The following is a 26,565-nucleotide window of genomic DNA, read 5'->3' on the forward strand; positions in this document are numbered from 1 at the left end:
CAATCGAAGCAGTCTCACACTCTCAGATTTGACGTGAAATTCCCCGTACAACAAGCGCCTAAATTGCAGCATTTACAAATTTGACGTCAGCAAAACTTAAATTGATAAATCCGCATGATGAAGTTTGCTGGATCACCTTTCTGATAACTGCGACAGAACCGGGACAAGTTGCTGATCCCAGTCAGGGCAAGGCTGCGGCGTAATCTAGCCTCTCAAGCCGGGCGGTTGTGCCGTCCGGCGAAGAGATCGGAATGCCCCTTGATCAGCTTCACCATGCGATCCGCCACCGTTCTGATGTCACGACGGTGGCGGTCTTCGTTGTTCATGACGATCCATTGCTTGTGGCGCAGGTCCTCGATGACCTCACCCTCGCGCACCAGCCGGGCATCGGCATCGCCGATGAAACAGGGCAGCACCGCCACGCCTGCGCCAGCCAGTGCCAAATCCAGCAAGGCCGTCGGACGGTTGACCGTTACCACGATGCTCCCTGACATGTTTTCGTGCGGCCATCGCAGATAGGCGGAAATTGCGCTGTCGGTGGAAACGGCCACCCAACGGTCACGGATGGACGCTGCGGCATTGCGCAGTCGATAGGCCGCATAGGCAACATCGCCGGTTTTGATGGCGGCGAGATTGCGTTCTTCCGGCTCGAACGCGCGGATGCCGATATCGTTTTCGCGGTGGGCCAGGCTGGCCCGTTGTTCAGCAACAAAGAGATCGACGCGGAAATCATCCCGCTCGCTGCAAATCGCTGAAAAGTTGGTAGTCAGCAGATGGGCGTTCCAAGTGCCTGCGGCAATGCGCACCAGTGACGAAGCCGCCCCGGATTTGCGCCAGCCGTCGATATTGCGGGCCGCGTCTTCCATCGCTTGAAGCTGGTCCAGCAGCGCGCGTCCATCGGCGGTCAGCACATATCCTGTCTGGCTGCGCAGAAAGAGAGATTTGCCAAGCGTCTGTTCCAGCTCCAGCATCCGCCGCCCGATGGTCGCGGCACTGAGGCCCGACTTTGCAGTCGCACCGGTAAGGCCACCGCTGCGGGCGACATCGAGGAAAATCTGAAATGCATCCCAGCCAAGGTTTTTCATCAGTGAAAAACATAGGACATTCTCGGCTGCATATAAATCAAAAAATATAGCTCATGCTTGAGCCTCAAATACGGAGGCATTTATGCAAGAGCTTTATTCGGCACTGGCTTTGTTGAAGATTACCCGTCCCGACACGCCACGAAACGCGAAGGAAGCGGAAGACAGGTTTTATGCAGAGGCCGCGCAGGCGTCAGCGTCTTGGCGATATGCCAAAGCTGTCACCACATTTTGCGGCTATGCGATGAAAAACTTAGTGCAACAGCACGAGAAACGCAGCAATCGCACATGCCGAAATCAGAGTCAGGCGGAAGGCGTAGACAGTGGTGTCATTGGCGGTGCGAGCAATCGCGATGGCGCGGGCGGGTTTTTTGGACATCATCATGAGCGGCTTCCTGAACGAGAAACATAACCGATCGATGCCGGGTTCCGGCGTCCAGCGGGACATCATGTATCAACTTGCGTTGTGCTGGCATTCGATCAGCATGACTCCGCGTCTCTTAATAAGGCATTAAGATGTCGAGGCTTTACACAGATTCCCCGGCGGCGTGGCCGGATGCCCATGCCCACTGGAAATTATAGCCACCCAGCCAGCCCGTCACATCTACGCACTCACCGATGAAATAGAGGCCCGGCACGGTTTTCGCCTTCATGGATTTGGAGTCGAGATAAGTGGTATCGACACCGCCGAGCGTGACTTCAGCGGTGCGATATCCTTCCGAACCGGAGGGCTTTATGGACCACTCCTGCACGGCGGCAGTCACCCCGCCCAACGTCTTGTCGGACATATCGCCGATGTTGCCGGTAACCCCTGCCCGCTCCACCACATGCTGCGCCAGCCGTTTCGGGAGGATTTCGCCTAGCACAGTTTGGGCAGACTGGCGGCCATTGGTTTTCTTTGCCGCTTTCAGATGGCCAAGAATGTCCAGATCGGGCTCCATCTTCAGGCTGATCTCATCGCCCTCGCGCCAGTAGGATGATATTTGTAGGATGGATGGGCCGCTCAATCCTCGGTGCGTGAACAGCAAAGCCTCATTGAAAGAGGTCTTGCCATGGGAAATTTCGGCTGGAACGGCGATGCCGGAGAGAGCCGAGAGCTTTTCAAGCTGCGTCGGCTCGAGCGTCAGCGGCACGAGGCCGGGGCGGGTTTCGATGATGCCGAGGCCGAATTGGTCGGCAATGCGGTAGGCAAAACCGGTCGCGCCCATTTTGGGAATGGATTTCCCCCCTGTCGCCAGCACCAAACTTTCCGTTTCGATGATGCTGGATGAGGTCGCGACGCGAAAGCCGCCGGTGGGAATTGCGTCCACCGAAGCAATCTCCGTTTGCAGCCGTAGTTTCACGCCCACCGCCTGCATTTCGGCCAGCAGCATGCGGATGATGTCCTTGGCGCTGTCGTCGCAGAACAGTTGGCCGAGCGTCTTTTCGTGCCAAGGGATGCGGTGCTTTCCGACCAAGGCAATGAAGTCTCGCGGCGTGTAGCGGGCCAAGGCGGATTTGGCGAAATGCGGATTGCTCGAGAGGTAGTTCTTTGGGCCCGCATGGACATTGGTGAAGTTGCAGCGCCCACCGCCGGAAATGCGGATTTTTTCGCCTGGTGCCTTGGCGTGATCGATGACGATGACGGAACGGCCGCGCTGACCGGCACGGATGGCACACATCATGCCAGCGGCGCCTGCGCCTAAAATCAGCACGTTACATTTTTCCGTCATGGAGTTTCCCTAGTTTCGGTGTACTTCCTCTTTTCGAAGTCAGGTCTGTTGTCAATGGCGCTTCCCCCCTCGCCAATTGCCAAAGTCTGACTATGATAGTGCCAATCGAAACACAAAGCCGGTGATTTATGCCTCCCAAGAAAACCATGCTCCATCCGAAAAAACCGGCAAACATGGCGAAGAAAATACAAGTTGACGTCTCTCCAACGCGGGGTTGCTCCACATGGCGCGAAGCTGCGCAGTGGCTGAAAGCTCGCGGTATCGAAGACATCGAGTGCATTACCCCCGACCTTGCGGGCGTTCCCCGCGGCAAGATGATGCCGACCTCCAAATTTACCGGCGATACATCGCTGGCGCTGCCATCCGCGCTTTACCGCCACACGATCTCAGGCGAATACCCGGATGAAACGGCGAACTTCCGTTATGAGCCGCGCGATAGCGACCTGAAGCTGGTGCCCGACCTGTCCACGCTCTGCGTCGTGCCGTGGGAAAGCGACCCCACCGCACAGGTCATTTGCGATGTCGTGGATCAAGAAGGCAAATTCGTTCCCTATACACCGCGCAACGTGCTTCGAAACGTGCTCGATCTTTACAAGGACAAGGGCTGGAAGCCGGTCGTTGCGCCTGAGATCGAGTTCTATCTCGTTGCCATGAACGACGACCCGGATTACCCGCTGCATCCGCCCAAGGGCCGCTCGGGCCGCTCCATCGTCGGTGGGCAGAGCTATTCGATTGCCGGTATCAACGAATTCGACGAGTTGATCGACGATATCTATCACTTCTCGGAAAAGCAGGGTCTGGAGATCGACACGCTGATCCATGAAGAAGGTCCGGCGCAGCTGGAAATCAACCTGCGCCACGGCGATCCTATCGAGCTGGCCGATCAGGTGTTCCTGTTCAAGCGCACCATCCGCGAGGCGGCGCTGAAACACGGCATCTATGCCACCTTTATGGCCAAGCCGATGCAGGGCATGCCGGGTTCGGCCATGCATATTCACCAGTCGGTGGTGGATATCGAAACTGGCGATAACGTGTTTTCCAACAAGGATGGCAGCCCGTCGAAGGAGTTCTTCTCCTTCGTCGGCGGTATGCAGCGTTATGTGCCGAATGCCTTGGTGATGCTGGCACCTTACGTGAATTCTTACCGCCGCCTGACGCCTGACATGGCCTGCCCGGTGAACAATGCCTGGGGTTACGACAACCGCACGACGGCGTTCCGCGTGCCGATATCAGGCCCTTCGGCGCGGCGCGTGGAAAACCGCCTGCCAAGTTCCGATGCCAACCCCTATCTCGCCATCGCGGCGTCTCTCGCCTGCGGCTGGCTTGGCATCATGAACAATATCGAGCCGACCGAGCCGACCTACGAGACGGCGAACGAAGGCTCCATCGAGCTGCCACGCGGCCTCTTGGAAGCGGTAGCTCTGCTGGAAAGCGAGCCACAGCTGGAGCGCGTTTTCGGGCATGAATTCGTCGGCCTCTATGCTGGTTTGAAGCGTGGCGAGTTCGAGACCTTCATGCAGGTAATCAGCCCGTGGGAGCGGGAATTCCTGCTGCTGAACGTGTGAGGGTATACCCATGACATGGCAAAGCCCGATAGCGCCCGGCATGTCCTGGTATCAGGACAGTCTGAGCGAGCGGCCCGAATATGCGGCGATGGATGGTTCGCGCACGGTGGACGTGGCCGTCATCGGCGGCGGCTTCACTGGTTTGCAGGCGGCCTATAATCTTGCCAAGGCGGGCATTTCTGTCGCGCTTGTCGAAGGTTACAGGTTTGGGGATGGCGCATCCGGGCGCAATGGCGGGCAGTTCGGCACCGGCCAGCGGGCATGGCCGGATGATCTCGAAAAGGACATCGGCTTTGAGCGCTCCAAGGCGCTGTTCGACATTGCCGAGAGCGCCAAGCACTATGTGTTGGATTTCGCCCGAGAGCACGCCATCGACATGGAGTTTCTGCCGGGACAGTTGAATGTTCTGCACAAGGCGTCTTACGAGAAGGACTATCGCAAATGCGTCGAGGCCATGCGCAGTCGTTATGGCTACAGCCATGTCTCCTTCATGGAGAAGGCTGAGACGGCGCAGCGGCTGGGCTCAGACCATTATCATTTCGGCGTGCGCGACACCGGCACCGGCCATATCCATCCGCTGAAACTCGTCATTGGGCTGGCGAAGGCGGCGAAAGCGGCAGGCGCGCAAATCTTCGAGATGACGCCTGCAAAATCCATTGCGCAGTCGGGCGGCAAGACGCTGATCGAAACGCCGTCCGGCACCATCACCGCCAACCGCGTGTTGATTGCCACCAATGCCCATATCGGCAATCTGGAGCCGGTCACGGCAGCGCATGTCATGCCGATCCGCTCCTTCATCGGCGCAACTGTGCCGCTGGATGATTTTCCTGATGTCATCCCGGGGAAAGAAGCGGTGGCCGACAGCCGTTTCGTGGTGCGCTATTTCCGCAAGACGCCGGATAACCGGCTGCTGTTTGGCGGGCGCGAGGCCTATACGGCGGATTCGCCGCGTGACATTTCCAAACACATCCGCAAGCAGATCGCGGAAATCTACCCGGCCTTGAATGCCATCGAGATGACCCATGCATGGGGTGGATCGGTGGGGATCACGCTGACGCGTCAGCCCTTCGTGCGCGAAGTGATGCCGGGTGTGATGTCCATCGGTGGCTATTCCGGCCATGGCGTGATGCTGGCGAACTATTGTGGCAAGCTTTATGCGGATATGGTCGTCGCCAAGGACAGGACGCTGGACCAGTTCGCCTCGCTGGATGTCCCGTCTTTTCCGGGCGGCACGACATTGCGCGCACCCCTGCTGTTTCTGGCGCTTTCATGGTACGCATTGCGCGACAGGTTTTAATTGAGCGTTTGGAGCAGATGTTCGTGAGACATCCTCATAGTGAACAGAAACAACGGCTTGCACGCAAAATTCATAAATTCTTACAACACGTCTGGCATTTTTAAATCGATTAGATTATGGATGCCCTCAACATGGAAAGATCGAGAGAATCGGTATGAGCAGTCAAATCATTCCAGTAGAGCCCTTCGATTGCGTCGTCTTCGGCGGCACTGGCGATCTGGCCGAGCGCAAGCTTCTGCCAGCCCTTTACCACCGTCAGGTGGAAAACCAGCTGTCAGAACCGACACGCATCATTGGCGCCTCCCGTTCGGTCATGACCCATGAGGAATACCGCAAATTCGCACAGGATGCCCTCAAAGAGCATCTCAAGAAGGGCGAATATGACGATGAACAGGTCGCGAAATTCTGCGCCCGCCTGTTCTACATTCCCGTCGATGCCAAGTCCGATGGCGGCTGGGACAAGTTGAAGAAGCTGCTGGACGAAGGCAAGGATCGCATCCGCGCCTTTTATCTGGCCGTAGCTCCCGGCATTTTCGGCGACATCGCCTTCAAGATCCGCGATCACAAGCTCATCACCAAATCCACCCGTATCGTCGTGGAAAAGCCGATTGGCCGCGATCTGGCCTCTGCGCTGGAACTCAACGACACGCTGGGCAATGTCTTCAAGGAAGAGCAAATCTTCCGTATCGACCACTATCTCGGGAAGGAAACCGTGCAGAACCTGATGGTGCTGCGCTTTGCCAATGCGCTTTACGAGCCGCTGTGGAACTCCGCCCATATCGACCATGTGCAGATCACCGTTGCCGAATCCGTCGGCCTGGAAGGCCGTGCCGGATATTACGACAAGGCCGGTGCCCTGCGCGACATGGTGCAGAACCACATTCTGCAATTGCTGTGCCTCGTTGCGATGGAGCCCCCCTCCTCCATGGACGCGGAAGCGGTGCGTGACGAGAAGGTGAAGGTCCTGCGTTCGCTGAAGCTGATCGATGAATCAAACGTCGAAAAGCTGACGGTGCGCGGTCAATACCGTGCCGGCGCTTCTGCCGGTGGTCCTGTGAAAGGCTATCTGGAAGAGCTGGAAGGCGGCGTTTCCAACACCGAAACCTTCGTTGCCATCAAGGCCGAAATCGCCAACTGGCGCTGGGCTGGCGTGCCGTTCTACATCCGCACCGGCAAGCGTCTTGCGACCCGCGTGTCCGAGATCGTCGTCACCTTCAAGCAGATCCCGCATTCGATCTTTGATGATGCGGCGGGCAAGGTCGAGGCCAACAAGCTGGTCATTCGCCTTCAGCCGGATGAAGGCGTCAAGCAGTCGCTGCTCATCAAGGATCCGGGTCCGGGCGGCATGCGCCTGCGTCAGGTTTCGCTGGATATGAGCTTTGCACAGGCCTTCAACGTGCGCAGCCCCGATGCCTATGAGCGCCTGTTGATGGACACCATCCGCTCCAACCAGGCCCTGTTCATGCGCCGCGACGAAGTCGAAGCTGCGTGGAAGTGGGTCGATCCTATTCTGAAAAGCTGGGAAGCCGTGGGCCAGGGCGTTCAGGGTTACACCTCAGGCACATGGGGACCGAGCGGTTCGATCGCACTGATCGAGCGCGATGGTCGCACATGGCACGAAGCCGATTAAGGGGGATATGCAGATGATTGGGCAGGAGCATATCTTCGCAAACGGCCAGGAACTGGCAGAAACGCTGGCAAAGGACGTCGCCAAGCGTCTTGAAGACGCGGTTTCCGAGCGCGGCACGGCAAGCATCGCCGTCTCTGGCGGCTCGACACCGAAGCGCTTCTTTCAGGAGCTCTCGAAACATCAGCTGGATTGGAAGAACGTCAGCGTGACGCTGGTGGACGAGCGTTTCGTGCCGCCGGAAAGTGATCGTTCCAACCACAAGCTGGTGGCCGACAATCTGTTGCAGAACGCCGCGACCTACGCATATTTCGTGCCGCTCTACCAGTTCTTCGCCACCACGGAAGATGCCGCAACGCTGGCAACCGTCAAGACGGAAGCGATCTGCGATCCCTTCGATGTCGTCATTCTGGGCATGGGCACGGATGGCCATACTGCCTCTTTCTTCCCCGGCGGCGACAATCTCGAAGAAGCACTCGATCTCGATGAAGAGCGCGCCGTTCTGCCGATGACGGCGGAAACGGCTGGTGAAGATCGTTTGACCTTCAATCTTTCCGCTCTTCACGATGCCCGTTTTCTGGTGCTGCACATCGAAGGTGCGGCCAAGAAAGAGACGCTCGATCAGGCGAAATCCGATCTGGACGAGGAAGAGATGCCCATCCGGGCCGTCCTCAACCGCGCGGAATCGCCGGTGAATATCTACTGGGCGCCCTAAGGCCCGGGCTTTAAACAGCAACAGGATCACCGGCCGACGTCCCAAGCGTCTGGCCGATGATCTACAAGGACAGGATGAACGCCCATGGCTGCCGACCCGCGTATTCAGGCTATCACGGCCCGTATCGTCGAGCGCTCGAAACCTTACCGCGAGATTTATCTCGAAAGGCTTCGGCTTCAGGTAACCAAGGGTGTGCATCGCTCCGTTCTGTCCTGCGCCAATCTGGCGCACGGATTTGCGGTCTGTTCCCCCGCCGACAAGGACATCCTTGCCGGCGACCGGGTCGGAAATCTCGGCATCATCACGTCCTATAACGACATGCTCTCCGCGCATCAGCCGTTTGAGGTTTACCCGAACCTGATCCGGGAAGCCGCCAAGGAAGCGGGCGGCATTGCGCAAGTTGCCGGTGCGGTTCCAGCCATGTGCGATGGCGTGACGCAAGGACAGCCAGGCATGGAGCTGTCGCTGTTTTCACGCGATGCGATTGCCATGGCGGCTGGCATCGGCCTTTCGCACAATATGTTCGATGCTGCCCTGTTCCTCGGCGTCTGCGATAAGATCGTACCGGGTCTGGTGATCGCGGCGCTTTCCTTCGGCCATCTGCCCTCCATCTTCATTCCGGCAGGGCCTATGACATCTGGCCTGCCCAATGACGAGAAGTCCCGCATTCGCCAGCTTTACGCCGAAGGCAAGGTCGGACGCGCCGAATTGCTGGAGGCCGAATCCAAATCCTATCACGGTCCCGGCACCTGCACCTTCTACGGCACCGCCAATTCCAACCAGATGCTGATGGAAATCATGGGCTTCCATATGCCCGGCTCCTCCTTCATCAACCCCAACACGCCGCTGCGCGATGCGATGACGCGTGAAGCCACGAAGCGGGCGCTGGCCATCACCGCGCAGGGCAACGAGTTTACGCCAGCGGGCGAGATGATCGACGAGCGCTCCGTGGTCAACGGCGTTGTCGGCTTGCATGCTACGGGTGGCTCCACCAACCACACGCTTCACCTCATCGCCATGGCGCGGGCGGCTGGCATCGTGCTGACATGGCAGGATATCTCCGACCTATCGGACGTGGTGCCACTGCTTGCGCGCGTCTATCCGAACGGCATGGCAGATGTTAACCATTTTCACGCCGCGGGCGGCATGGGCTTCCTCATCAAGCAGCTTTTGAAGCAGGGCTTCGTGCATGATGACGTGCGCACCGTGTTCGGTCAGGGGCTTGAAGCTTATACGATCGAGCCCACACTGGATGAAAATGGTGCGGTAGCGCGCACCGCCGCGCCGGAAGTGAGCCACGACCCGAAGGTTCTGGCCAGCGTGGAAACACCGTTTCAGCCAACAGGCGGTCTGAAGATGCTGACCGGCAATCTGGGCAAGGCCGTGATCAAGATTTCTGCCGTCAAGCCCGAGCGTCACATCATCGAAGCCCCGGCCATCATTTTCCACGACCAGCAAAGCCTTCAGACCGCCTTCAAGGAAGGCAAGCTGAACCGGGACTTCGTCGCCGTGGTCCGCTTCCAGGGGCCGAAGGCCAACGGCATGCCGGAATTGCACCAGCTGACGCCGCCGCTCGGCGTGTTGCAGGATCGCGGCTTCAAGGTGGCGCTGGTCACCGACGGTCGCATGTCCGGCGCATCCGGAAAGGTGCCTGCCGCCATCCACATGACGCCTGAGGCTGTCGATTGCGGCCCTATTTCGCGCATTCAGGATGGCGACATGATCAGGCTCGACGCGATTACCGGAACGATCCAGGTGCTGGTCTCATCCACAGAGCTTGCGAGCCGCGAGCCTGCGACCGCCGATCTTTCCGACAATGAATGGGGCATGGGCCGCGAGCTGTTTGCGCCGTTCCGCCGCAGCGTCGGACCCGCCGATCAGGGCGCCAGCGTGTTTGCGAGTTAAGGCCCATGGATCAGCAGGACGCAGCCTACCCTGTGCAGATGCAGCTGGAGGCCTATAACGCCCGCGACATCGACGCCTTCATGCCGTGGTGGGCGGACGATTGCCAATACTATGTCTTTCCCGATCAACTCGTCGCCAGCAGTGCCGAGGAAATTCGCGAGAGACACGTCGAGCGGTTCAAAGAGCCAAACCTGCACGGCAAGCTGCTGCATCGCATCGTGATGGGCAACACCGTGGTCGACCATGAAACGGTCATACGCAGCTTCGCGGACGGCCCCGGAGAGTTGGACGTCATCTGCATCTATGAGATCGTGGGTGGAAAGATTGCCAAGGCGTGGTTCAAGATCGGCACGCCCAGGCTTTACGGCTGAGCTTAAGGGCTACCAGGCCCTGACATCGAGCTTGCGGTCGCGGTGCGCCGGGTGCGTGCTGAACACGAAGATGCGGTCCATATCCTTCTTGCTGAGAATATGCAGGAAGCGGACGTGGATGGTGTTGTTGGGATTGACCTTCAGCAAAACGCATCCAATTTTGGTGATGCGGGCATCGGGAATGTCGAGGTAGAACTGTTTCGGCAGATTGTATTGCGTCAGAAGCGCCAATATCGCCTCCGACTGGGAAATCTTCAGCACGTCGCACCGGCGCGACGCCATGTTCATCACGGCCTTCTCGGTATATTCGATGCGGGCGGCATTCATCGTATCTTCCATTTTGAACCGCGCCTCGCGGTCGTACATGAAAGATTCTTCCTTGCTGAGATAGGTGGGTTTACCGATGTCCGCCCGGGCGTTCACTGCCGCAATCCTTTTTGTTATTTTTCACGGATAAAGACTAGCCAGAACTCCTTAAGAATTTCTGTCATCGTTTCGATATGAAACACATATCAGGTTTGGCTGTGGATACCGGTCACTTCCCGCAGAGGATGTACGGCCAAAATTTTTAAGCCTTTGATATAAAACGCTTATGTCGTTCTTTGAACTGCAATGCAGAGTAGGAACGGCTCGATTTTATGGTTAAAAAGCCGTTCCAAAACGCCTTTTAGCGCCTGTAAGTCTGGCCTTGCGCATCGAACAGATGCAGCTTTTGGGACGGTGCGGAGAAGCGCAAAACCTGACCTTTTTTGGCTTCCGCAATACCGGGGATTTTGACGATGATCGGCTCCTGTCCGGCAGGTGCTTCGAGGTAGAGAAGCGTCACCTCGCCGAGTGCCTCCACGATGGAAACCTTGCCTTCGAACAGGTAGTCGTCACCCGTCGAAATGGACAGGTCTTCAGGCCTCACCCCAAAGGCTGCGGCCTTGCCCTCTTCGCCAGCAGCCGTCGCAATCGGGACGATGAGTGATTTACCATCGGCAAGCGCCAGCGCCGTCTGCGCACCTGTCGTCGTCACCTTACCGGAGATGATGTTCATGGCCGGAGAACCGATGAACTTTGCCACGAACAGATTGGCGGGGTTTTCGTAAAGATCGAGCGGTGCACCGACCTGCTCGACACGACCGCCGTTCAGCACGACGATGCGGTCGGCCAGCGTCATGGCCTCGACCTGATCGTGGGTTACGTAGATCATCGTGGTATCGGCCATCTGTTCGGACAGCTTGGCGATCTCGATGCGCGTCGCGACACGCAGGGCGGCGTCGAGGTTCGACAGCGGCTCGTCGAACAGGAAGACCTTGGGATTGCGGCAGATGGCGCGACCGATGGCGACACGCTGGCGCTGACCGCCGGAGAGTGCTTTCGGCAGACGCTCCAAATACTGCGTCAGTTGCAAAATGTCGGCAGCGGCGCGCACGCGGCGGTCGATCTCCTGCTTGTTTTCCTTGGCGATCTTCATGCCGAAGGCCATGTTGTCGTAGACGGTCATATGCGGATAGAGCGCATAGGACTGGAACACCATGGCAATACCGCGCCGCGAAGGCGGGATTTCGTTGACCAGTTGGCCATCGATATACATCTCGCCGCCGGTGATCTCTTCCAGCCCGGCAATCATGCGCAGCAGCGTGGACTTGCCGCAGCCGGACGGGCCGACGAAAACGATGAACTCGCCCTGTTTGATGTCGAGATCGATACCGTGCAGGACTTTGACCTGCCCGTAGGATTTGCGGATATCCTTCAGAATAACGCCAGTCATGCCGTGTCCTCCCTCAATCTTCAGGCGTGGCGGGCGAAGAAAGCGCCCCATGCCGGTAATGTAACCTCGTTGCCGCTCTGCTCTGCGGTAAAGCAGTGCCCATCCAGAACCTGCCAGTCACCATCCGGCAGCGTGGCCACCGACGGTTCAGCCGACAGGTTGAAGAGGCACAGCACCGTCTCGTTGCCCAGCGTGCGGGTATAGCTCGATACAGTACCGACCACTGGCTGGAACTCGATCTTGCCCTTTGCAAAGGCCGGATGCAGTTTGCGGAACGCCAGGAAGCGGCGGTAATGCTCCAGCACCGATGTCTCGTCGCCCTGCTGGGCGCTGACGGCGCGTTGCTTGTGTTCAGGCGGAATAGGAAGCCAGCCCTTTTCGGCGGTCGAGAAGCCTGCCAGCGCATGGCCCGCATCCCAGACCATCGGCGTGCGGCAACCATCACGGCCTTTGAATTCCGGCCAGAACTGAATGCCGTAGGGGTCCTGCAAATCTTCGAAAGCGATATCGGCTTCGGTCAGGCCAAGCTCTTCGCCTTCGTAGATGCAGACAGAGCCGCGCTGCGTCATCAGCAGTGCCGCCAGAACCTTGGCGAACGCGTCCTTGTCTTCCACCACATCGCCCCAACGGCTGATATGGCGCACGACGTCATGGTTGGAGAACGCCCAGCAGGCCCATCCCTCTGGTGCAGCTTGGGCAAATTCCGCCTGCACATCGGCCACGCGCTGCGGGGTCAGCGCATCCGGCGCCAGGAATTCGAAGGCATAGCACATCTGCATCTTGTCATCGCCGGAGGTATACTCGCCCACGATCTCAAGGCCACGCTGGCTGTCGCCGACTTCGCCGACAGCGGCGATATCCGGGAACTCATCCAGCACGGCACGGAAGCGCTTGAGAAAGGCGATATTCTCAGGGCGGTTCTTGTCGTAGATGTGCTCCTGAAAATTATAGGGGTTCACGGCAGGTGCTGTGGAGGCGTTACGCCGCTCCGGTGCCAAGGCCGGGTTGTTGCGCAGTTCCTTGTCGTGGAAGTAGAAGTTGATGGTATCTAGACGGAAGCCATCGACGCCGCGCTCCAGCCAGAAGCGGGTAATGTTCAACAGCTCCTGCTGCACCTCTTCATTGTGCAGGTTGAGGTCCGGCTGCGAGGTGAGGAAGTTGTGCATGTAATATTGCATGCGCGTGGGGTCCCACTGCCAGCCGGAACCGCCGAAGATGGACAGCCAGTTGTTGGGCGGAGTACCGTCAGGCTTGCCATCGCTCCACACATACCAGTCCGCTTTGGGGTTCTGGCGGCTGGAGCGGCTCTGCACGAACCATGGGTGCTGATCGGACGTGTGTGACAGTACGAGGTCGATCATGACGCGGATGCCAAGGCGATGCGCTTCGGCAATCAGGCCATCGAAATCCGCCAGCGTGCCGAACATGGGATCGACATCGACATAGTTGGAGACGTCATAGCCGAAGTCTTTCATCGGCGAGGTGAAGAAGGGCGAAATCCAGATCGCGTCTGCGCCGAGCTTTGCGATGTGTTCCAGACGCGAGGTGATACCCTTGAGGTCACCGATGCCATCGCCGTTGGAATCCTGATAGGAGCGCGGATAGATCTGGTAGATCACGGCACCGCGCCACCAATCCTTATCGCGCACGAGAGCAGAAGACGTCATTGCAGTATCCTGTGTGGTATGGGCATTCATGGATGTATCAGCCTCCCTTGACCGAGCCCGTCAGCAGCCCGCGCACAAGGTAACGTTGGAGGGCAAAGAAAACGCAGAGCGGCACGATAATGGTGACGAAGGCCGATGCGGTGAGGATTTCCCAGTTGCCGCCGCGCGAGCCGAGCAGCGCATTCAGGGCACCCGTCAGCACCAGCTCGTCCTTCTGCGTGCCGAGGAACACCATGGCGACCAGAAGGTCGTTCCATGTCCACAGGAACTGGAAGATCGAGAAGGATGCGAGCGCCGGGAACGACAGCGGCAGGATGATCTTGACGAAGATTTCGAAATCGCTAGCGCCATCGACACGCGCGCTTTCGATGATCTCTTTGGGAAGACCGGCGATGTAGTTGCGTAGCAGATAGATGGCGAGCGGCAGGCCGAAGGCCGTATGCGCCAGCCAGATGCCCGCATAGGTCTTCGACGGCACGCCGAAGACGTTGCCGATCCAGTTATAAAGCTGCAACAGCGGAATGAGCGACATTTGCAGGGGCACGACGATGAGGCCAACGACCATGGCAATCATCAGCGAGCGACCGGTAAACTTCATCCACGACAAAGCATAGGCCGCAAAGGCTGCGATGAGGATCGGGATCACAGTGGCCGGAATGGCGACCGTCAGCGAGTTGACGAAGGACTGACCGATGCCCTCAGAGGTCAGCACCGTGCGATAATTGTCGAGCGTGAAGATGGGCGGCGTGGCCACGGCGAGATAGACGCGCTTGGCGCGCGAGCCTTCGAAGCTCGCATTCTTGCTGTATTGATAGGTGCCGTCTTCGTTGATGACGAGGTTTTCGCCATCGCCCAAGTCAGCCGTTGTGCCAGCCTCGAAAGCAGCCGGTTCCTGCACGCGCACTCCGAAGGCCGAAATCTTGCCACCGGCACCATTTTCGAAGACGTTGCCAGCGATGACGAAGCGGTCGCCTTCTTGGCGTTGCGTGGCGGGATCGGCAAGACGCGACGCCTGCGTCTGGCTGGAACTGGAGAATGCCGTCCACCAGCCGGAAACCACGAGCTGGTCTTTATCTCGCAGCGAGCTGACGAGAATGCCGAGTGTCGGCAAAAGCCACAGCAGCACGACAAAGAGAACGCTGATATGGACGATGAGGCGTGGCAGGCCGACGCGGCGAATGCGGGTTGCGATGCTCATATCAGCGGCCCTCCATTTCGCTGTTGGCCTGACGGATGTTCCAGATCATGATCGGCGTGACCGCTGCCATGATGACGAGAGCGATGACGGCGCTTCGTCCGCTATCGCCGCCGCCACGGAACATCCAGTCGAACATGAGGTTGGCGAGAACCATGGTGTTCCATTGCCCGTTGGTCATGGTCAGAACGATATCGAAGACCTTGAGAACGAGAATGGTGATGGTCGTCCAGACCACGGCGATGGTGCCCCATATCTGCGGCACGAGGATTTTCCAGAAGATTTGCCATCCATTGGCGCCATCGATGACAGCCGCCTCGACGGTTTCCTCCGGGATGCCGCGCAGGGCCGCTGACAGGATGACCATGGCAAAGCCGGTCTGGATCCAGATGAGGATGACCATCAGAAAGAAGTTGTTCCAGAAGGGCATGGAAATCCACACCTCCGGGTTACCGCCGAAATATTCGACGATGGCGTTGAGAAGGCCGATCTGAACTTGCCCCTCGCCGCGATATTCATAGATGAACTTCCAGATGACCGATGCGCCGACGAAGGAAATGGCCATCGGCATAAAGACGATGGACTTGGCAATGTTGCCCCACCAGATGCGGTCGGTCATGACGGCGATGACGAGGCCGAAGAATGTGCAGGCGGCGGGCACGACGGCGAGCCAGAGTATGTTGTTGAAAATCGACTGTCGGAAACCGGCATCGAAAAACGCCCAGCGGTAGTTTGCGAGGCCAACGAAGTTATCGCCGGTTCTGTCATGGAAGGACAGGATGAAGGTCGCGATGACGGGATAGACAAGATAGACGGTCAGCAACAGCAAGGCCGGACCAACGAAGAGCCATGGCCGAACGGCTGCCCGCCGGTTCAGGTTGCGGGAGGCGTGAATGACGTCGCCATCCTTCAGCGGGAAGATGAGTTGCAGCGCCTTGTCCGAAAGCCAGTAATAGGCGGCGCAGGCGAAGACGCCGACGATCATCACGCCGAGCGCCGAAACGATCTGGGTAATCATGTTCCCTCCCCGTTATTCCGTCTGTGCCTGAAGACGCGCAATGGCCGCCACGCAGGCACCTGCAAAGAACGGCCCGGCAATGGCTTCCCACTGCCGGGCGGAGCATCTGCTTATTTCAGGCCGTCCCAGGCCTTTTGAATGTCGTCGCCCACCTGCTGCGCAGACTTGCCGCCGACGAAATCGACCATCCCGGTCCAGAAGGCGCCAGCACCGATCTTGCCGGGCATCAGGTCGGAACCGTCGAAGCCGAAGCTGGTCGCGCCGGTCAGAATTTGTCCCTGACGCTTGGTCTGCTCGCTGGCATAGGTATCGAGGTTGACGTTCTTGTAGGGTGTCAGGAAGCCGGATTGTGCCATCCAGACTTCATGGGCAATCGGCGTCTTCAGGAACTCGACGAAGGCGCGCGCGGCCTTGGAATCCTTGGTGATCGTGAACAATGTTCCCGCACCCAGAACCGGCTTTCCAAGCTCAGGCTTGGACGCAAATGTCGGCATGTAAAAGAAATCCACATCCGTTCCGACCTTCGTACCCTCGGGGAAGAAGGATGGAATGAACGAGGCCTGACGGTGCAGGTAGCATTTCGGCGGAATATCGAAGAGGCCCTTGGGACTATCGCGGAAGTCGGTGGAGGCCACCGCTGCAGCACCGCCGCTGACATATTTGTCGTTCTTGGCAAACTTGCCGAATTCCTCGATGGCAGCAACGACACGTGGGTCGTTGAACTTCACCTCATTCGTCGTCCACTTCAGATAGACATCCAGCGGCTGGGTGCGCAGCATGAAGTCTTCGACCCAGTCGGTGCCCGGCCAGCCCGTTGCGCCACCGGAACCGAGACCGATGCACCAAGGCGTGCCGCCGTCTTTCACGATCTGATCGCTGAGCTTGACGAGGTCTTCGACGCTTTCTGGAACCTTGTAGCCAGCTTCCTCGAAGTTTTCAGGCACATACCAGACCAGCGACTTCACGTCAGCCTTAAACGGGAAGGCGAAATAGGCCTTCTGGCCATCCTTGCCTGGGTACATGCCCAGATCAACCCAGGACTGGCCTGCACCGTAATTATCTTTCACCCAATTCGCCGTCTCATCGCCCAGCGGCGTCAGCAGACCCTTGGCGGCGAGGTCGGCCAGAAGGCCCGGCTGCGGCAGGATCGCGACATTGGGAGGAGAGCCGGCCTGCGTATCGATGACGATCTGCTGCTCGTAGTTTTCAGAGGAGGAGTAGCGGACGTTGACGCCGGTCGCTTCGCCGAAATAGGCCAGGACCGACTGGAACAGCGCCTCGTCTTCACCACGCCATGGTCCGAAGATCGTCAGCGTTTCGCCCTTCAAGCTGGCATTGGCAGCCTTGTAGTCTTCGTAGCTTTTCCAGTTGAACTTGGCGTCTTCGCCGGGCTTGAATTTGAGCTCCGCCGCAAAGGCCGCTCCCGACAGAAATGTGGCGATGGCCACGGTCGTCCAGAAAGTCTTTTTCATGTGATTTTCCTCCCATCACATTGTCAGGCTATCACCCGCAAAAAATCTTCAAAGCGCTTTGGCTGCCTATTCATCTCACTGAGATGGAACATGAGTCAAGACCTCCGCGCAACTATGACGGCTTATGCTCGTCTCCTGCAGTGCAATAAAATGATTGTGCGGCAGAAAATATCACTTTCCAATTGTGACCATCCATAAGAATTGCTAATCTCCAAAGCGGTTTGGGAACTCCCTTGGCGAATAATGGTTCCATGGGTGGAGAGTGAAAAAGGAGGGCTGCGCACCATGAACCTGAAGCAATTGTCGCAGCTGCTCGGCATTTCCCAGACCACCATCAGCCGTGCGCTCAATGGTTATCCCGAGGTCAACGCCGAGACACGGCGCAGGATCATTGAAGCCGCACAGAAAACCGGTTACAGACCCAATGCCGCAGCCCAGCGCTTGGCAACCGGCAAGATGGGTTCCATCGGCCTGGTCATGCCGACCGGGCCGGAGCATCAATCCGACGTGCATTTCGGTGAGTTTCTGAGTGGGCTGGGAGAGGCATCCGCCCGCAACGGCTTCCACCTCGTCATCATGCCCACCGATCCGGCAGATGAGGAAGAGGCATTGCGGGAGCTTGCCGCAAGCGGCAGCGTCGATGGCATCTATCTCGCCTATATGAAGAAGAACGATCCACGCATCGCGATGATGCAGAACCTGTCGATCCCTTTTATGGTGCATGGCCGCTCCTGGGGTGTGGAGACGGATTATCCCTATCTCGACGTCGACAATGAGACGGCGTTTCGCGATGCGACCTCGCTTCTCCTGCAACTCGGCCACCGCAACATCGCGCTGCTGAATGGGCCCGAAGGCTACGACTTCACCTTTCGACGTCAGCGCGGCGTGGCGGCGGCGCTTGGCGAACATGGCGGTGAGCTGAACCCTGACAATGTCAGCCACAGTTTCATGAGCGATGAGGCCGGTTATGTGAAGATGGAGGCGCTGCTGTCGCGCACAGATCGGCCCACCGCCGTCATCTGTGCCTCAACGGCTCTGGCACTAGGCGCCGTGCGGGCACTCAATCAACGGGGCTTGAAACCCGGCAGAGACATATCGATCATCGCCCATGACGACGTGTTGCCGCTGCTGAAACCCGTCAATTTCTCCGTGCCGCTGACCACCACCCGATCATCCTTGCGGGCGGCAGGCGCGCGGATTGCCGAGCGGCTGATCGGCCAGATCAAGAGCGGCGAAAAGGACAGCCTTCAGGAGTTGTGGAAGGCAGAGCTCGTGGTGCGCGGATCGACGGGCCCGGCACAAAACTGAGTCCGCTCCCTATGGTCAGAATGTCGGTGCGGGTTTTCCAAGCGCGCGGTGTGCGGCAATGACCGTATTGGCCATCAGCATCGCAATCGTCATCGGCCCGACACCACCCGGAACGGGTGTGATGGCTGCGGCGACAGTGCTCGCCTCATCATAGGCGACGTCTCCCACCAGCCGTGATTTGCCCTCGCCCTTTTCGGGTGCGGGAATACGGTTGATGCCGACATCGATAACCGTCGCACCTGGCTTGATCCAGTCAGCCTTGACCATCTGCGGACGGCCAACAGCGGCAACCAGAATATCGGCGTTGCGGCAAACGTCCGCCAAATCCTTTGTGCGCGAATGGGCCATCGTCACGGTCGCATTGGCGTTGAGCAGCAATTGCCCCATCGGCTTGCCGAACAGGTTGGAACGACCGACGACCACAGCGGTGAGGCCGGAAAGATCGTCGCCGTGAACGCTGCGGACCAGAAGCATGGAGCCCGCTGGCGTGCAGGAAATCAGTCCCGTTGCCATATCGCCGGTCGCGAGCTTGCCAGCATTGACGAAGCTCAACCCATCCACATCCTTTTCAGGCAGAATGGACTGGATGACGGGGTCGGCATCAAGATGTTTCGGCAGCGGCAATTGCACCAGAATACCGTGGATGGACGCATCCGCATTCAAGGTAGCGACCAGCGCTTCAAGTTCAGCCTGCGTGGTGTCTTCGGCCAGCGTATGCTGGACGGAATTGAAGCCGCATTCCTTGGCCGTCTTGCTCTTGGAGTTAACATAGGCATGGCTGGCCGGGTCGTTGCCGACGATCACAACGGCAAGTCCGGGTTTGACGCCCGTCTGTTGTTCCAGACGTTCCGCCGCCTCGCGAACGGTTGCCGTAACAGATGCCGCCTTCGCCTTGCCGTCGATTACCACTGCCATATGCCTGCCTCCTGGAAACGAGATATCTATCTAGCGTCCTAGTGGCGTCGGGCATAGTGCATTTTGATGGAAAAACGGCGTTTCAGGCCTGATTGCTCTTGTCGTCCTGACGGGCGGCATGTTCGGACAATTGCTCGCGCAATATCACCAGCTCCTGTCGCAGGGCGCGCAACTCTTCGGTTTCCGCCTGCGCATGGTGCGCTTTTCCGGCAAGGGCGGCAGCCAGCAAGGGCGGCAGCTTGAAGGTTGGAACGTCGCGCTGTTCATTGGCGACATGGACGGCATTGGTCAACAGAACCTGGCGAACACGCTGATCGAGCGGAACATCATTGGCGGGCTCGTCATGCACAGGTTCAAGCTCGGCTTCGGTCTCTACCGCTGTTTCGGCCTGCGCTGCGATGTCGGCCGACTCTGCCACATCCTGTGATATCTCAGCTTGTTCTTCTGCAGTCTCCAGATCATCGAAGATGCCTGGCTCTATCTCAACAGCTTCAATCACTGGCGGCTGCTCCGGCGTGACATCAACCACAGGCACCTCGGGCTCCGGCGTCTGAAGAAGGCCATGCTCCTCTTCGCTTTCCGACCGTCTGAAGCTCAAAACGAAGAGAGACAACAACAGGCCAGCCGCCGCACCGGCCAGCGCCATGGCCATTGCGGTAAAGGCATCATAGTTGGCGACCCCGGCTTCAGCCTCTTTTATCAGCTTCGCACTGACGCGCGGCTTGGCCGAGAACGTGCCTGCGGCTTCGCTGGATAGAACATAGTCGGTTCGCGCCTTCTCGAGCGCAGTTTCCAGCCGCGCCAAATCCGCTGGCGCCTGCCCCATGGCCTGCAACTGGCTGTCGAGCTCTGCGCGGCCACTGGCTTGCGAGTCCAGCGCAGCCGTAACCGTCGCCTGCTCCCGCTTCAAAGTCTCCAGCACACGGCGCATGGTCGGCATCGCGGCGGCGCGTGCTGCGTCCAATGTTGTTTGTGCTGCAATTGTTTTGGGGTGTTTCGGGCCGTAATCGACGCTGATCTCCGCGAGCGCGAGCTTTGCCGTGGCATAGCTGTCGCGGATGGGCTCGAGCGGTGCGAAGATGCTGAGCGGTGGCAGCGTTCTGTTCAGGACATCATCGACCTTCATCGCGGAGGCGGTGGAGATGGCGTCTGCCAGTTCCGTGCTTTTGCCATGCAAGTCGGCGGCGAGTGCGTCGTCTTCACGCAGTTTCTGCTGCAAGCTCTGTATGCGCGAGACCGCGTCATTGCCATGGCGCATCTGGAAACCGGTCAGCGCCGCTTCGGCACTGTCGAGCGCCGCACGCGCCTTCTCGACGGCCTGAAGCTCGGGCGCCTGCTGTTCGACGCCGATCTGCTTGATGACGAGTGTCGCCATATGGTCGGTAATCTCTTGGGCGGCCTGGGGTGTCGCCGCGGTCACCGCAACGTCGATTTCTCCATCTGATGGCGCAGAGGAGATGGTGACGGCATCTTTCAGGGCCGTTTCGGTTGCGCCGACCAGCGCCTCGCCGCTCTTGCCGCCGCTGAGGAGGTCGAGCAGAACGGACAGATGCCCCTGTGTTTCAACGCCAGTCAAATCCTGTGGCTGAAGCTTCAGCTCGGAGACTGTCAACCCCAGCGAGATCGGCGACATCAGGTTGTCGCGTACCTGCGCTGCGATGTGCTGGACGCTGGCCGCGTTGGCGCGCGGGTCTGAAACCTTCACGCTTGCTTGCGAGACATAGCCCTTCAGGCCGGGGTCAAGCAGCAGTCCGGGTAGAAAAAAACCGCCTGTGGTCAAAGACACAACGACGCCAGCCGACAGGAGATGGCGGCGCCACGACGACGTAACGCCGCGTGCGGGCAGTTCATCGCCTTTCGGCGAAACATGTCTGTCGTTCTCAAAAACCATCGCAAACCCATAGGGTTAGATCACATTCCACGGTCGGAAATATAAACGAAGTCTAAACCGACAAGGCAAACAAATGGTTAATGACGCCTGCTCAACCGCGCCCTGACCCGGCTCTGGCCCCTGCCGCACAAAGCCATCGTCCGTAAGTCCCGCGCAAGATTGTGGACCTAAACCGGGTTCAAGTTAAACACGGAGAATTGTCATGCAGCCGATTCAGCTGTTTGCGTTGGCATCCCGGCAGGCCGAATGGCTTTCTGTCCGTCAAGAAGTCGTCGCCACCAACATTGCCAATGCCAATACACCAAAGTTCCAGGCGAAGGACGTCGTGTCCTTCGATTCCGAACTGCAGTCGGCTGGCATGCAGATGGCCCGCACGAACCCGGCCCATATGGAGCTGGCGATGGCAGGCGGCGGCAAGATCGCGATGCAGAATGCAGAACTGGCCAACGAAATCGGCATTCAGGAATCCGGCAACACAGTGTCGCTTTCCAAGGAAATGGCAAAGACAGGCGAGATCAAGGGGCAGTTCGAACTGAACGCGCAACTCGTTCGCTCTTTTCACAACATGATGTTGACAGCGGTGGGCAAGTAACATGGACCCTTTAAAGTCCTCGATGAAAATTGCAGGAAGCGGGATGGAGGCTCAAGCCACCCGTCTGCGGATCGTCTCTGAAAATATCGCGAACTCACGCACAACAGGCGACACGCCAGGTGCTGACCCCTATCGCCGCAAGACGATTACGTTTGCAAACGAGATGGATCGCGCCTCGCAGACAAATCTCGTCGGTGTCAAGAAACTCGGCGTCGACCGTTCCGACTTCACGCAGGAATACGATCCCGACAGCCCGGCTGCCGACGCCAAAGGCATGGTGAAGCTTCCGAACGTCAACATGCTCATCGAGATGGCCGACCTTCGCGAAGCCAACCGCGGTTACGACGCCAACCTGCAAGTTATCAAACAGACACGCGACATGGTTGCCTCAACCATAGACTTATTGAAAGGTCAGTGATGATCGACGCCATTAGCAGCCTGAAATCATTGACCAGTTCCTCGACGCTCGACGGCGTCAAGGACGTCACCTCCAGCCTGACATCGCTTGCAGGAAGCGCCGTATCGACGGCCGCAACGGCAGCCAGCGGCCCCACCTTCGGCAGCGTGCTGGGCAGCGTCGCATCGGACGCAGTGGAATCCTTGAAAAAGGGTGAAGCCATGTCTTTCGCGGGCATTCAGGGCAAGGCCAACACGCGTGAAGTCGTCGATGCCGTCATGCAGGCCGACCAGACACTCAAGACCGCCGTGGCTCTGCGCGACAAGATCGTCTCGGCCTATCTCGACATCGTGAAAATGCAGATCTGACGCTTAAGGACATAAAAGATGAGAGCACTAGCTATTGCAGCGACGGGCATGGATGCCCAGCAGACAAACCTTGAGGTCATCGCGAACAACATCGCGAACATCAACACGACCGCGTTCAAGCGCGGCCGCGCCGAATTTACCGACCTTCTCTACCAGACAGAACGCGCTCAGGGCGTGATGAACCGCGCCAACCAGTCCATGGTTCCAGAAGGCGCCAACATCGGTCTTGGCGTGCAGACGTCTGCCGTGCGCAAGCTACACATTCAGGGCGAAATCAGCCAGACCGGCAACGATCTCGACGTGGCCATCGTCGGAAAAGGCTGGCTGCAGGTCGAAGGCCCCGAAAACACCACACTCTACACCCGTGCAGGCGCGCTGAACCGCGATTCCACCGGTCGTCTGGTCACCGTCGATGGTCTGCCGGTCCTGCCAGCCATCACCATTCCGATCGACGCGACAGAAGTCACGATCAGCACGGATGGAAACGTGTCGGCACGCATCGGAACAGCCACCAACCTGACACAGCTTGGCCAGTTGAGCATGAGCAACTTTGCCAACGAGGCAGGTCTGAAGCCTTTGGGCGACAACCTCTTCCAGCAGACGGAAGCATCCGGTAACGCAGTTGACGCGACACCTCAGTCTGTCGGCTTCGGCTATATCAAGCAGCATTATCTGGAAAGCTCGAACGTCGATTCCGTCAAGGAAATCACCGACCTGATTTCTGCGCAGCGTGCGTATGAAATGAACTCCAAGGTCATCACAACCGCAGACGAGATGGCGACGATCGTCAGTCAAAACCTGAAGTAACCGAAGGTAGGGTAACATGAAGTTTCGCCCGAAAATCGTGCCTGGCAGTTTCTGCACAATGGCGCTGGCGCTCACGGCAACTCTGATGGTGTTTTCACCGCAGGCCGCTTTTTCGCAGCAAAAACACGCCGTTGTTCCAACAGGCACCATCTTTCCCGGCGAAACCATTACCCGCGAACGGGTGACGGAAGTTCTCGTCACCAACCCGAACCTTGCGCCCGGCTATGCCGACGATGCCAAGCTTGTGGTCGGCAAGGTTTCCAAGCGCACGCTTGTGGCGGGACGCACGATTACGGTTGCCGATCTGCGCGATCCATTCGCAGTCCAGCGCGGCGCTGCAATCAGGATCACATACTCCATGGGCGGCATGAACCTCTCGGCCTCCGGCACCGCCATCGAAGATGCGATGGCGGGCGAAGTCGTTCGTGTTCGCAACCGCGACACAGGTGTGACCATCACCGGCACGGCCATGGAAAACGGGACCGTGGAGGTTTTTGAGAAATGAATGTCCGCCAGGGTCTGATGACAGCTGCATTGGTCGTTGCCACGCTTTTCGTGACGACTCCCGTTGCCTATTCCCAATTCAATGCCCGTGTCAAAGACGTCGCTTCCTTGCAGGCCGGACGTGAAAACCAGTTGATCGGCTACGGCCTGGTCGTCGGCCTTCAGGGGTCTGGCGACGGCATGCGCTCTTCGCCGTTTACCGAGCAATCCATGCGGGCGATGTTGCAGAACCTCGGCATTTCCATGCAGGGAAACCAGAGCGGTTCGAAGAATGTCGCAGCCGTTATGGTCACAGCCAATCTCCCGCCTTTCGCAAGTCCGGGTAGCCGCCTCGACGTCAATGTCAGCTCGCTGGGTGACGCGACATCGTTGCGCGGTGGCACGCTGATCATGACATCCATGTCCGGCGCCGATGGGCAGATCTATGCCGTGGCCCAGGGATCGGTCATCGTGTCGGGCTTTAACGCTGAAGGTCAGGCGGCCCAGTTGACGCAGGGTGTGACAACGGCCGGACGCGTGCCAAGCGGCGCCATCATCGAACGTGAACTGCCGTCGCAGTTCAAGGATTCGGTCAATCTGGTTCTCCAGCTGCGCAACCCGGACTTTTCGACATCCACACGCATTGCCGATGCCATCAACAATTATGCCAAAACGGCCTTTGGCGAACCCATTGCCGAAGCGCGCGACAGCCAAGTCGTCTACATCCAAAAGCCAAGAACGGCGGATCTGACACGGCTGATGGCCAATATCGAGAACCTGTCGGTCGAAACAGACACGCCTGCCAAGGTTGTGATCAACGAGCGCACAGGGACGATCGTGATCGGCGCCGATGTTCGCATCTCCCAGGTCGCGGTCAGCTACGGAACCTTGACCGTTCAGGTCACCGAAACTCCGCAGATAATTCAGCCCGAACCCTTCTCGCGCGGTCAAACGGCCGTCCAGCCGCAAACCGATATTGCCGCACAGGCCACCGGCGGTCCCGTCGCCATTCTCAACGGCCCGAACCTCCGCTCGCTGGTGGCTGGCCTCAACAATATCGGCGTCAAGCCCGACGGTATCATCGCCATTCTTCAGGGCATCAAATCAGCCGGCGCGCTGCAAGCAGAACTGGTGCTACAATGATGGCAAAAGTGTTTGAAATCTTCACTCCACGCCGGGTTCTGCTCGCTGTGTTCGTCCTGACCGCAGCCCTACCTTCCGCCAAGGCGCAAGAGCAGGTTCGCGTCACCACGGGTGAGACAAGCGGCCAGGAAATCCAGCAATATTGCACCAACATCGTCGATCAGGCCCGCGACCAGCGCTACCTCCTGCAAAAACAGGATCTCGAAAAGCTGCAAGCCGATGTCGACAACCGCATTGCCGTCATGGAAGCGCGCAAGGCCGAGTATGAAGACTGGTTGAAGCGTCGAAACGACTTCATGCAGCAGGCCGAGGCCAACCTCGTCAACGTCTACAAGACGATGAAGGCGGATGCCGCAGCCCCGCAGCTGGAACAGGTCAATCCGGGTCTCGCCGCCGCCATCATCATGAAATTACCACCTCGCCAGTCGAGCCTGATCCTTGCGGAGATGGATGCCAAGAAGGCAGCCACCGTTGCTTCGATCATGTCCAGTGCGACCGATAAAACCACATCAAGAGACCCGTCATGAACAAAGCGCTTATCCTAGCCCTCGCCGCATCATGTGTTCTGACTGGCTGCTCCAGCGTGACGCAAAACCAGACCTTACGCGAAATCGGCAATGCGCCGGCCATGAGCCCGATCGGCAGCGGCTTGCAGTTTAGCCAGGCCCCACAACTCGCATCCTACCCCAAGCAGCCTCTTCACTCTGCCAGCGGCTACTCGCTGTGGAGCGACAGCAAGGCGGCGCTGTTCAAGGATGCGCGTGCGCTCAACATCGGCGACATTCTGACCGTCAACATCCAGATCAACGACAAGGCGACCTTCGACAACGAAACCGACCGGACGCGGAAGAACAACCGCGAAACCGGCTGGAAGGCCAATGCCGAAATTCTCGGTTGGAAGCCCCAGGCCGATTCCAACTTGAGCTTTGACAATACCAGCGAGGCCAACGGCAAGGGCTCGATCAGCCGCGCCGAAAAGCTGACGCTTCTGGTGGCTGCCGTCGTGACCGGCATTCTGGAAAACGGCAACCTGCTGATCAGCGGCTCACAGGAAGTGCGCGTCAACCACGAAGTTCGCATCCTGAACGTTGCCGGCATCGTGCGTCCGCAGGATGTGAATTCCGAAAACACCATTTCCTACGAGAAGATCGCGGAAGCCCGCATTTCCTACGGTGGCCGTGGTCGCATCACGGAAATCCAGCAGCCGCCGGTGGGCCAGCAGGTCGTCGACCTGTTCTCACCGATCTGACCGCGTAAACCGGTATTTGGCCCGTTGCAT

General features: G+C 58.5%; 25 protein-coding genes and 1 pseudogene. 16 read left to right on the forward strand and 10 right to left on the reverse strand.

The genetic code is table 11. The features are described from left to right. Nucleotides 1–212 precede the first annotated feature (212 nt). A complete protein-coding gene (locus RRU01S_RS08085; protein WP_045229772.1) occupies nucleotides 213–1,085 on the reverse strand; it encodes a LysR family transcriptional regulator in 873 nt (290 codons plus the stop codon). 82 nt (nucleotides 1,086–1,167) lie between these two features. On the opposite strand from RRU01S_RS08085, the gene RRU01S_RS26060 reads away from it, so the two are divergent. After that, nucleotides 1,168–1,494 (forward strand): hypothetical protein, encoded by a 327-nt coding sequence (locus RRU01S_RS26060; RefSeq protein WP_131367775.1) that lies wholly within the window; start codon nucleotides 1,168–1,170, stop codon nucleotides 1,492–1,494. 115 nt (nucleotides 1,495–1,609) lie between these two features. Here RRU01S_RS26060 and RRU01S_RS08095 read toward each other — a convergent pair whose 3' ends face one another. After that, complete coding sequence (locus RRU01S_RS08095; protein ID WP_045229774.1) at nucleotides 1,610–2,794, reverse strand: BaiN/RdsA family NAD(P)/FAD-dependent oxidoreductase; 1,185 nt, start codon at nucleotides 2,792–2,794, stop codon at nucleotides 1,610–1,612. A gap of 128 nt (nucleotides 2,795–2,922) precedes the next feature. Between RRU01S_RS08095 and RRU01S_RS08100 the strand changes: the two genes are divergently transcribed. From RRU01S_RS08100 to RRU01S_RS08125, 6 genes are all read left to right on the forward strand, one after another. Beyond that, a complete protein-coding gene (locus RRU01S_RS08100; protein WP_045229775.1) occupies nucleotides 2,923–4,359 on the forward strand; it encodes a glutamine synthetase family protein in 1,437 nt (478 codons plus the stop codon). A gap of 10 nt (nucleotides 4,360–4,369) precedes the next feature. Beyond that, the gene (locus RRU01S_RS08105; protein WP_045229776.1) at nucleotides 4,370–5,656 is read left to right on the forward strand and encodes an NAD(P)/FAD-dependent oxidoreductase; all 1,287 of its coding nucleotides are present in this window, start codon (nucleotides 4,370–4,372) and stop codon (nucleotides 5,654–5,656) included. A gap of 154 nt (nucleotides 5,657–5,810) precedes the next feature. Beyond that, on the forward strand, nucleotides 5,811–7,286 hold the full coding sequence (gene zwf, locus RRU01S_RS08110) for a glucose-6-phosphate dehydrogenase (RefSeq protein ID WP_045229777.1): 1,476 nt from the start codon (nucleotides 5,811–5,813) through the stop codon (nucleotides 7,284–7,286). Nucleotides 7,287–7,299: 13 nt separating this feature from the next. Next, on the forward strand, nucleotides 7,300–7,998 hold the full coding sequence (gene pgl, locus RRU01S_RS08115; RefSeq protein ID WP_045229914.1) for a 6-phosphogluconolactonase: 699 nt from the start codon (nucleotides 7,300–7,302) through the stop codon (nucleotides 7,996–7,998). Nucleotides 7,999–8,082: 84 nt separating this feature from the next. Further along, the gene (edd, locus tag RRU01S_RS08120) at nucleotides 8,083–9,903 is read left to right on the forward strand and encodes a phosphogluconate dehydratase (RefSeq protein ID WP_045229778.1); all 1,821 of its coding nucleotides are present in this window, start codon (nucleotides 8,083–8,085) and stop codon (nucleotides 9,901–9,903) included. A 5-nt stretch (nucleotides 9,904–9,908) separates the two neighbouring features. After that, nucleotides 9,909–10,274: a nuclear transport factor 2 family protein gene (locus tag RRU01S_RS08125; protein WP_045229779.1), complete on the forward strand. Its 366-nt coding sequence runs from the start codon at nucleotides 9,909–9,911 to the stop codon at nucleotides 10,272–10,274. Nucleotides 10,275–10,283: 9 nt separating this feature from the next. Here the strand turns inward: RRU01S_RS08125 and RRU01S_RS08130 are convergent, their stop codons facing one another. The 6 genes from RRU01S_RS08130 to RRU01S_RS08155 form a co-directional block, all read right to left on the reverse strand. After that, a complete protein-coding gene (locus tag RRU01S_RS08130) occupies nucleotides 10,284–10,640 on the reverse strand; it encodes a hypothetical protein (RefSeq protein ID WP_045229915.1) in 357 nt (118 codons plus the stop codon). A gap of 301 nt (nucleotides 10,641–10,941) precedes the next feature. Then, on the reverse strand, nucleotides 10,942–12,030 hold the full coding sequence (locus tag RRU01S_RS08135) for an ABC transporter ATP-binding protein (RefSeq protein ID WP_045229916.1): 1,089 nt from the start codon (nucleotides 12,028–12,030) through the stop codon (nucleotides 10,942–10,944). A 20-nt stretch (nucleotides 12,031–12,050) separates the two neighbouring features. Next, nucleotides 12,051–13,727, reverse strand: coding sequence for a beta-galactosidase BglA (gene bglA, locus RRU01S_RS08140; protein WP_045229780.1), 1,677 nt, complete (start codon nucleotides 13,725–13,727; stop codon nucleotides 12,051–12,053). A 7-nt stretch (nucleotides 13,728–13,734) separates the two neighbouring features. Next, a complete protein-coding gene (locus RRU01S_RS08145; protein ID WP_045229781.1) occupies nucleotides 13,735–14,895 on the reverse strand; it encodes a carbohydrate ABC transporter permease in 1,161 nt (386 codons plus the stop codon). 1 nt (nucleotide 14,896) lies between these two features. Further along, nucleotides 14,897–15,910 carry a carbohydrate ABC transporter permease gene (locus tag RRU01S_RS08150; RefSeq protein ID WP_045229782.1) on the reverse strand — a complete coding sequence of 338 codons (1,014 nt, stop codon included), beginning with the start codon at nucleotides 15,908–15,910 and terminating at the stop codon, nucleotides 14,897–14,899. A gap of 110 nt (nucleotides 15,911–16,020) precedes the next feature. Further along, nucleotides 16,021–17,382, reverse strand: a complete 1,362-nt coding sequence (locus tag RRU01S_RS08155) for an ABC transporter substrate-binding protein (protein ID WP_045229783.1) — start codon at nucleotides 17,380–17,382, stop codon at nucleotides 16,021–16,023. A 285-nt stretch (nucleotides 17,383–17,667) separates the two neighbouring features. Between RRU01S_RS08155 and RRU01S_RS08160 the strand changes: the two genes are divergently transcribed. Further along, nucleotides 17,668–18,690, forward strand: a complete 1,023-nt coding sequence (locus RRU01S_RS08160) for a substrate-binding domain-containing protein (RefSeq protein ID WP_045229917.1) — start codon at nucleotides 17,668–17,670, stop codon at nucleotides 18,688–18,690. A 15-nt stretch (nucleotides 18,691–18,705) separates the two neighbouring features. Here RRU01S_RS08160 and folD read toward each other — a convergent pair whose 3' ends face one another. After that, nucleotides 18,706–19,605, reverse strand: coding sequence for a bifunctional methylenetetrahydrofolate dehydrogenase/methenyltetrahydrofolate cyclohydrolase FolD (gene folD, locus RRU01S_RS08165; protein WP_045229784.1), 900 nt, complete (start codon nucleotides 19,603–19,605; stop codon nucleotides 18,706–18,708). An 82-nt stretch (nucleotides 19,606–19,687) separates the two neighbouring features. Next, entirely contained in the window at nucleotides 19,688–21,496 is a 1,809-nt protein-coding gene (locus tag RRU01S_RS08170; RefSeq protein WP_045229785.1) for a GumC domain-containing protein, read from the reverse strand. Between the two features lie 202 nt (nucleotides 21,497–21,698). Between RRU01S_RS08170 and flgB the strand changes: the two genes are divergently transcribed. From flgB to flgH, 8 genes and pseudogenes are all read left to right on the forward strand, one after another. Next, entirely contained in the window at nucleotides 21,699–22,088 is a 390-nt protein-coding gene (gene flgB, locus RRU01S_RS08175) for a flagellar basal body rod protein FlgB (protein ID WP_045229786.1), read from the forward strand. Nucleotide 22,089: 1 nt separating this feature from the next. Then, the gene (flgC, locus tag RRU01S_RS08180) at nucleotides 22,090–22,506 is read left to right on the forward strand and encodes a flagellar basal body rod protein FlgC (protein WP_045229787.1); all 417 of its coding nucleotides are present in this window, start codon (nucleotides 22,090–22,092) and stop codon (nucleotides 22,504–22,506) included. Continuing rightward, entirely contained in the window at nucleotides 22,506–22,853 is a 348-nt protein-coding gene (gene fliE, locus RRU01S_RS08185) for a flagellar hook-basal body complex protein FliE (RefSeq protein WP_045229788.1), read from the forward strand. The genes flgC and fliE overlap by 1 nt, the downstream gene beginning before the upstream one ends. Nucleotides 22,854–22,871: 18 nt before the next feature. Next, a complete protein-coding gene (gene flgG / locus RRU01S_RS08190) occupies nucleotides 22,872–23,660 on the forward strand; it encodes a flagellar basal-body rod protein FlgG (RefSeq protein WP_045229789.1) in 789 nt (262 codons plus the stop codon). 16 nt (nucleotides 23,661–23,676) lie between these two features. Continuing rightward, nucleotides 23,677–24,165, forward strand: coding sequence for a flagellar basal body P-ring formation chaperone FlgA (gene flgA / locus RRU01S_RS08195; protein WP_045229790.1), 489 nt, complete (start codon nucleotides 23,677–23,679; stop codon nucleotides 24,163–24,165). Nucleotides 24,166–24,248: 83 nt separating this feature from the next. Further along, nucleotides 24,249–25,286 (forward strand): annotated as a pseudogene (locus RRU01S_RS08200) (flagellar basal body P-ring protein FlgI); the annotation flags it as partial. Further along, entirely contained in the window at nucleotides 25,286–25,813 is a 528-nt protein-coding gene (locus RRU01S_RS08205; RefSeq protein WP_052816045.1) for a MotE family protein, read from the forward strand. The pseudogene RRU01S_RS08200 and the gene RRU01S_RS08205, both read left to right, overlap by 1 nt. Beyond that, entirely contained in the window at nucleotides 25,810–26,535 is a 726-nt protein-coding gene (gene flgH / locus RRU01S_RS08210) for a flagellar basal body L-ring protein FlgH (RefSeq protein ID WP_045229791.1), read from the forward strand. The genes RRU01S_RS08205 and flgH overlap by 4 nt, the downstream gene beginning before the upstream one ends. The last annotated feature ends 30 nt before the right edge of the window (nucleotides 26,536–26,565 follow it).

Origin of the sequence: Agrobacterium rubi TR3 = NBRC 13261 (genome assembly GCF_000739935.1) — a bacterium.
Taxonomy (GTDB): domain Bacteria; phylum Pseudomonadota; class Alphaproteobacteria; order Rhizobiales; family Rhizobiaceae; genus Agrobacterium; species Agrobacterium rubi.

Bases quoted from the DNA above. Each gene is read 5' to 3' on its own strand.
- bglA (WP_045229780.1), bottom strand. From the start codon at position 13,727: ATGAATGCCCATACCACACAGGATACTGCAATGACGTCTTCTGCTCTC.
- flgH (WP_045229791.1), top strand. From the start codon at position 25,810: ATGAACAAAGCGCTTATCCTAGCCCTCGCCGCATCATGTGTTCTGACT.
- RRU01S_RS08205 (WP_052816045.1), top strand. From the start codon at position 25,286: ATGGCAAAAGTGTTTGAAATCTTCACTCCACGCCGGGTTCTGCTCGCT.
- RRU01S_RS26060 (WP_131367775.1), top strand. From the start codon at position 1,168: ATGCAAGAGCTTTATTCGGCACTGGCTTTGTTGAAGATTACCCGTCCC.
- RRU01S_RS08155 (WP_045229783.1), bottom strand. From the start codon at position 17,382: ATGAAAAAGACTTTCTGGACGACCGTGGCCATCGCCACATTTCTGTCG.
- RRU01S_RS08125 (WP_045229779.1), top strand. From the start codon at position 9,909: ATGGATCAGCAGGACGCAGCCTACCCTGTGCAGATGCAGCTGGAGGCC.
- flgB (WP_045229786.1), top strand. From the start codon at position 21,699: ATGCAGCCGATTCAGCTGTTTGCGTTGGCATCCCGGCAGGCCGAATGG.
- RRU01S_RS08145 (WP_045229781.1), bottom strand. From the start codon at position 14,895: ATGAGCATCGCAACCCGCATTCGCCGCGTCGGCCTGCCACGCCTCATC.
- RRU01S_RS08170 (WP_045229785.1), bottom strand. From the start codon at position 21,496: ATGGTTTTTGAGAACGACAGACATGTTTCGCCGAAAGGCGATGAACTG.
- folD (WP_045229784.1), bottom strand. From the start codon at position 19,605: ATGGCAGTGGTAATCGACGGCAAGGCGAAGGCGGCATCTGTTACGGCA.
- flgC (WP_045229787.1), top strand. From the start codon at position 22,090: ATGGACCCTTTAAAGTCCTCGATGAAAATTGCAGGAAGCGGGATGGAG.
- zwf (WP_045229777.1), top strand. From the start codon at position 5,811: ATGAGCAGTCAAATCATTCCAGTAGAGCCCTTCGATTGCGTCGTCTTC.
- RRU01S_RS08105 (WP_045229776.1), top strand. From the start codon at position 4,370: ATGACATGGCAAAGCCCGATAGCGCCCGGCATGTCCTGGTATCAGGAC.
- flgA (WP_045229790.1), top strand. From the start codon at position 23,677: ATGAAGTTTCGCCCGAAAATCGTGCCTGGCAGTTTCTGCACAATGGCG.
- fliE (WP_045229788.1), top strand. From the start codon at position 22,506: ATGATCGACGCCATTAGCAGCCTGAAATCATTGACCAGTTCCTCGACG.
- RRU01S_RS08095 (WP_045229774.1), bottom strand. From the start codon at position 2,794: ATGACGGAAAAATGTAACGTGCTGATTTTAGGCGCAGGCGCCGCTGGC.
- RRU01S_RS08085 (WP_045229772.1), bottom strand. From the start codon at position 1,085: ATGAAAAACCTTGGCTGGGATGCATTTCAGATTTTCCTCGATGTCGCC.
- RRU01S_RS08135 (WP_045229916.1), bottom strand. From the start codon at position 12,030: ATGACTGGCGTTATTCTGAAGGATATCCGCAAATCCTACGGGCAGGTC.
- RRU01S_RS08160 (WP_045229917.1), top strand. From the start codon at position 17,668: ATGAACCTGAAGCAATTGTCGCAGCTGCTCGGCATTTCCCAGACCACC.
- RRU01S_RS08130 (WP_045229915.1), bottom strand. From the start codon at position 10,640: ATGTACGACCGCGAGGCGCGGTTCAAAATGGAAGATACGATGAATGCC.
- RRU01S_RS08100 (WP_045229775.1), top strand. From the start codon at position 2,923: ATGCCTCCCAAGAAAACCATGCTCCATCCGAAAAAACCGGCAAACATG.
- RRU01S_RS08150 (WP_045229782.1), bottom strand. From the start codon at position 15,910: ATGATTACCCAGATCGTTTCGGCGCTCGGCGTGATGATCGTCGGCGTC.
- flgG (WP_045229789.1), top strand. From the start codon at position 22,872: ATGAGAGCACTAGCTATTGCAGCGACGGGCATGGATGCCCAGCAGACA.
- edd (WP_045229778.1), top strand. From the start codon at position 8,083: ATGGCTGCCGACCCGCGTATTCAGGCTATCACGGCCCGTATCGTCGAG.
- pgl (WP_045229914.1), top strand. From the start codon at position 7,300: ATGATTGGGCAGGAGCATATCTTCGCAAACGGCCAGGAACTGGCAGAA.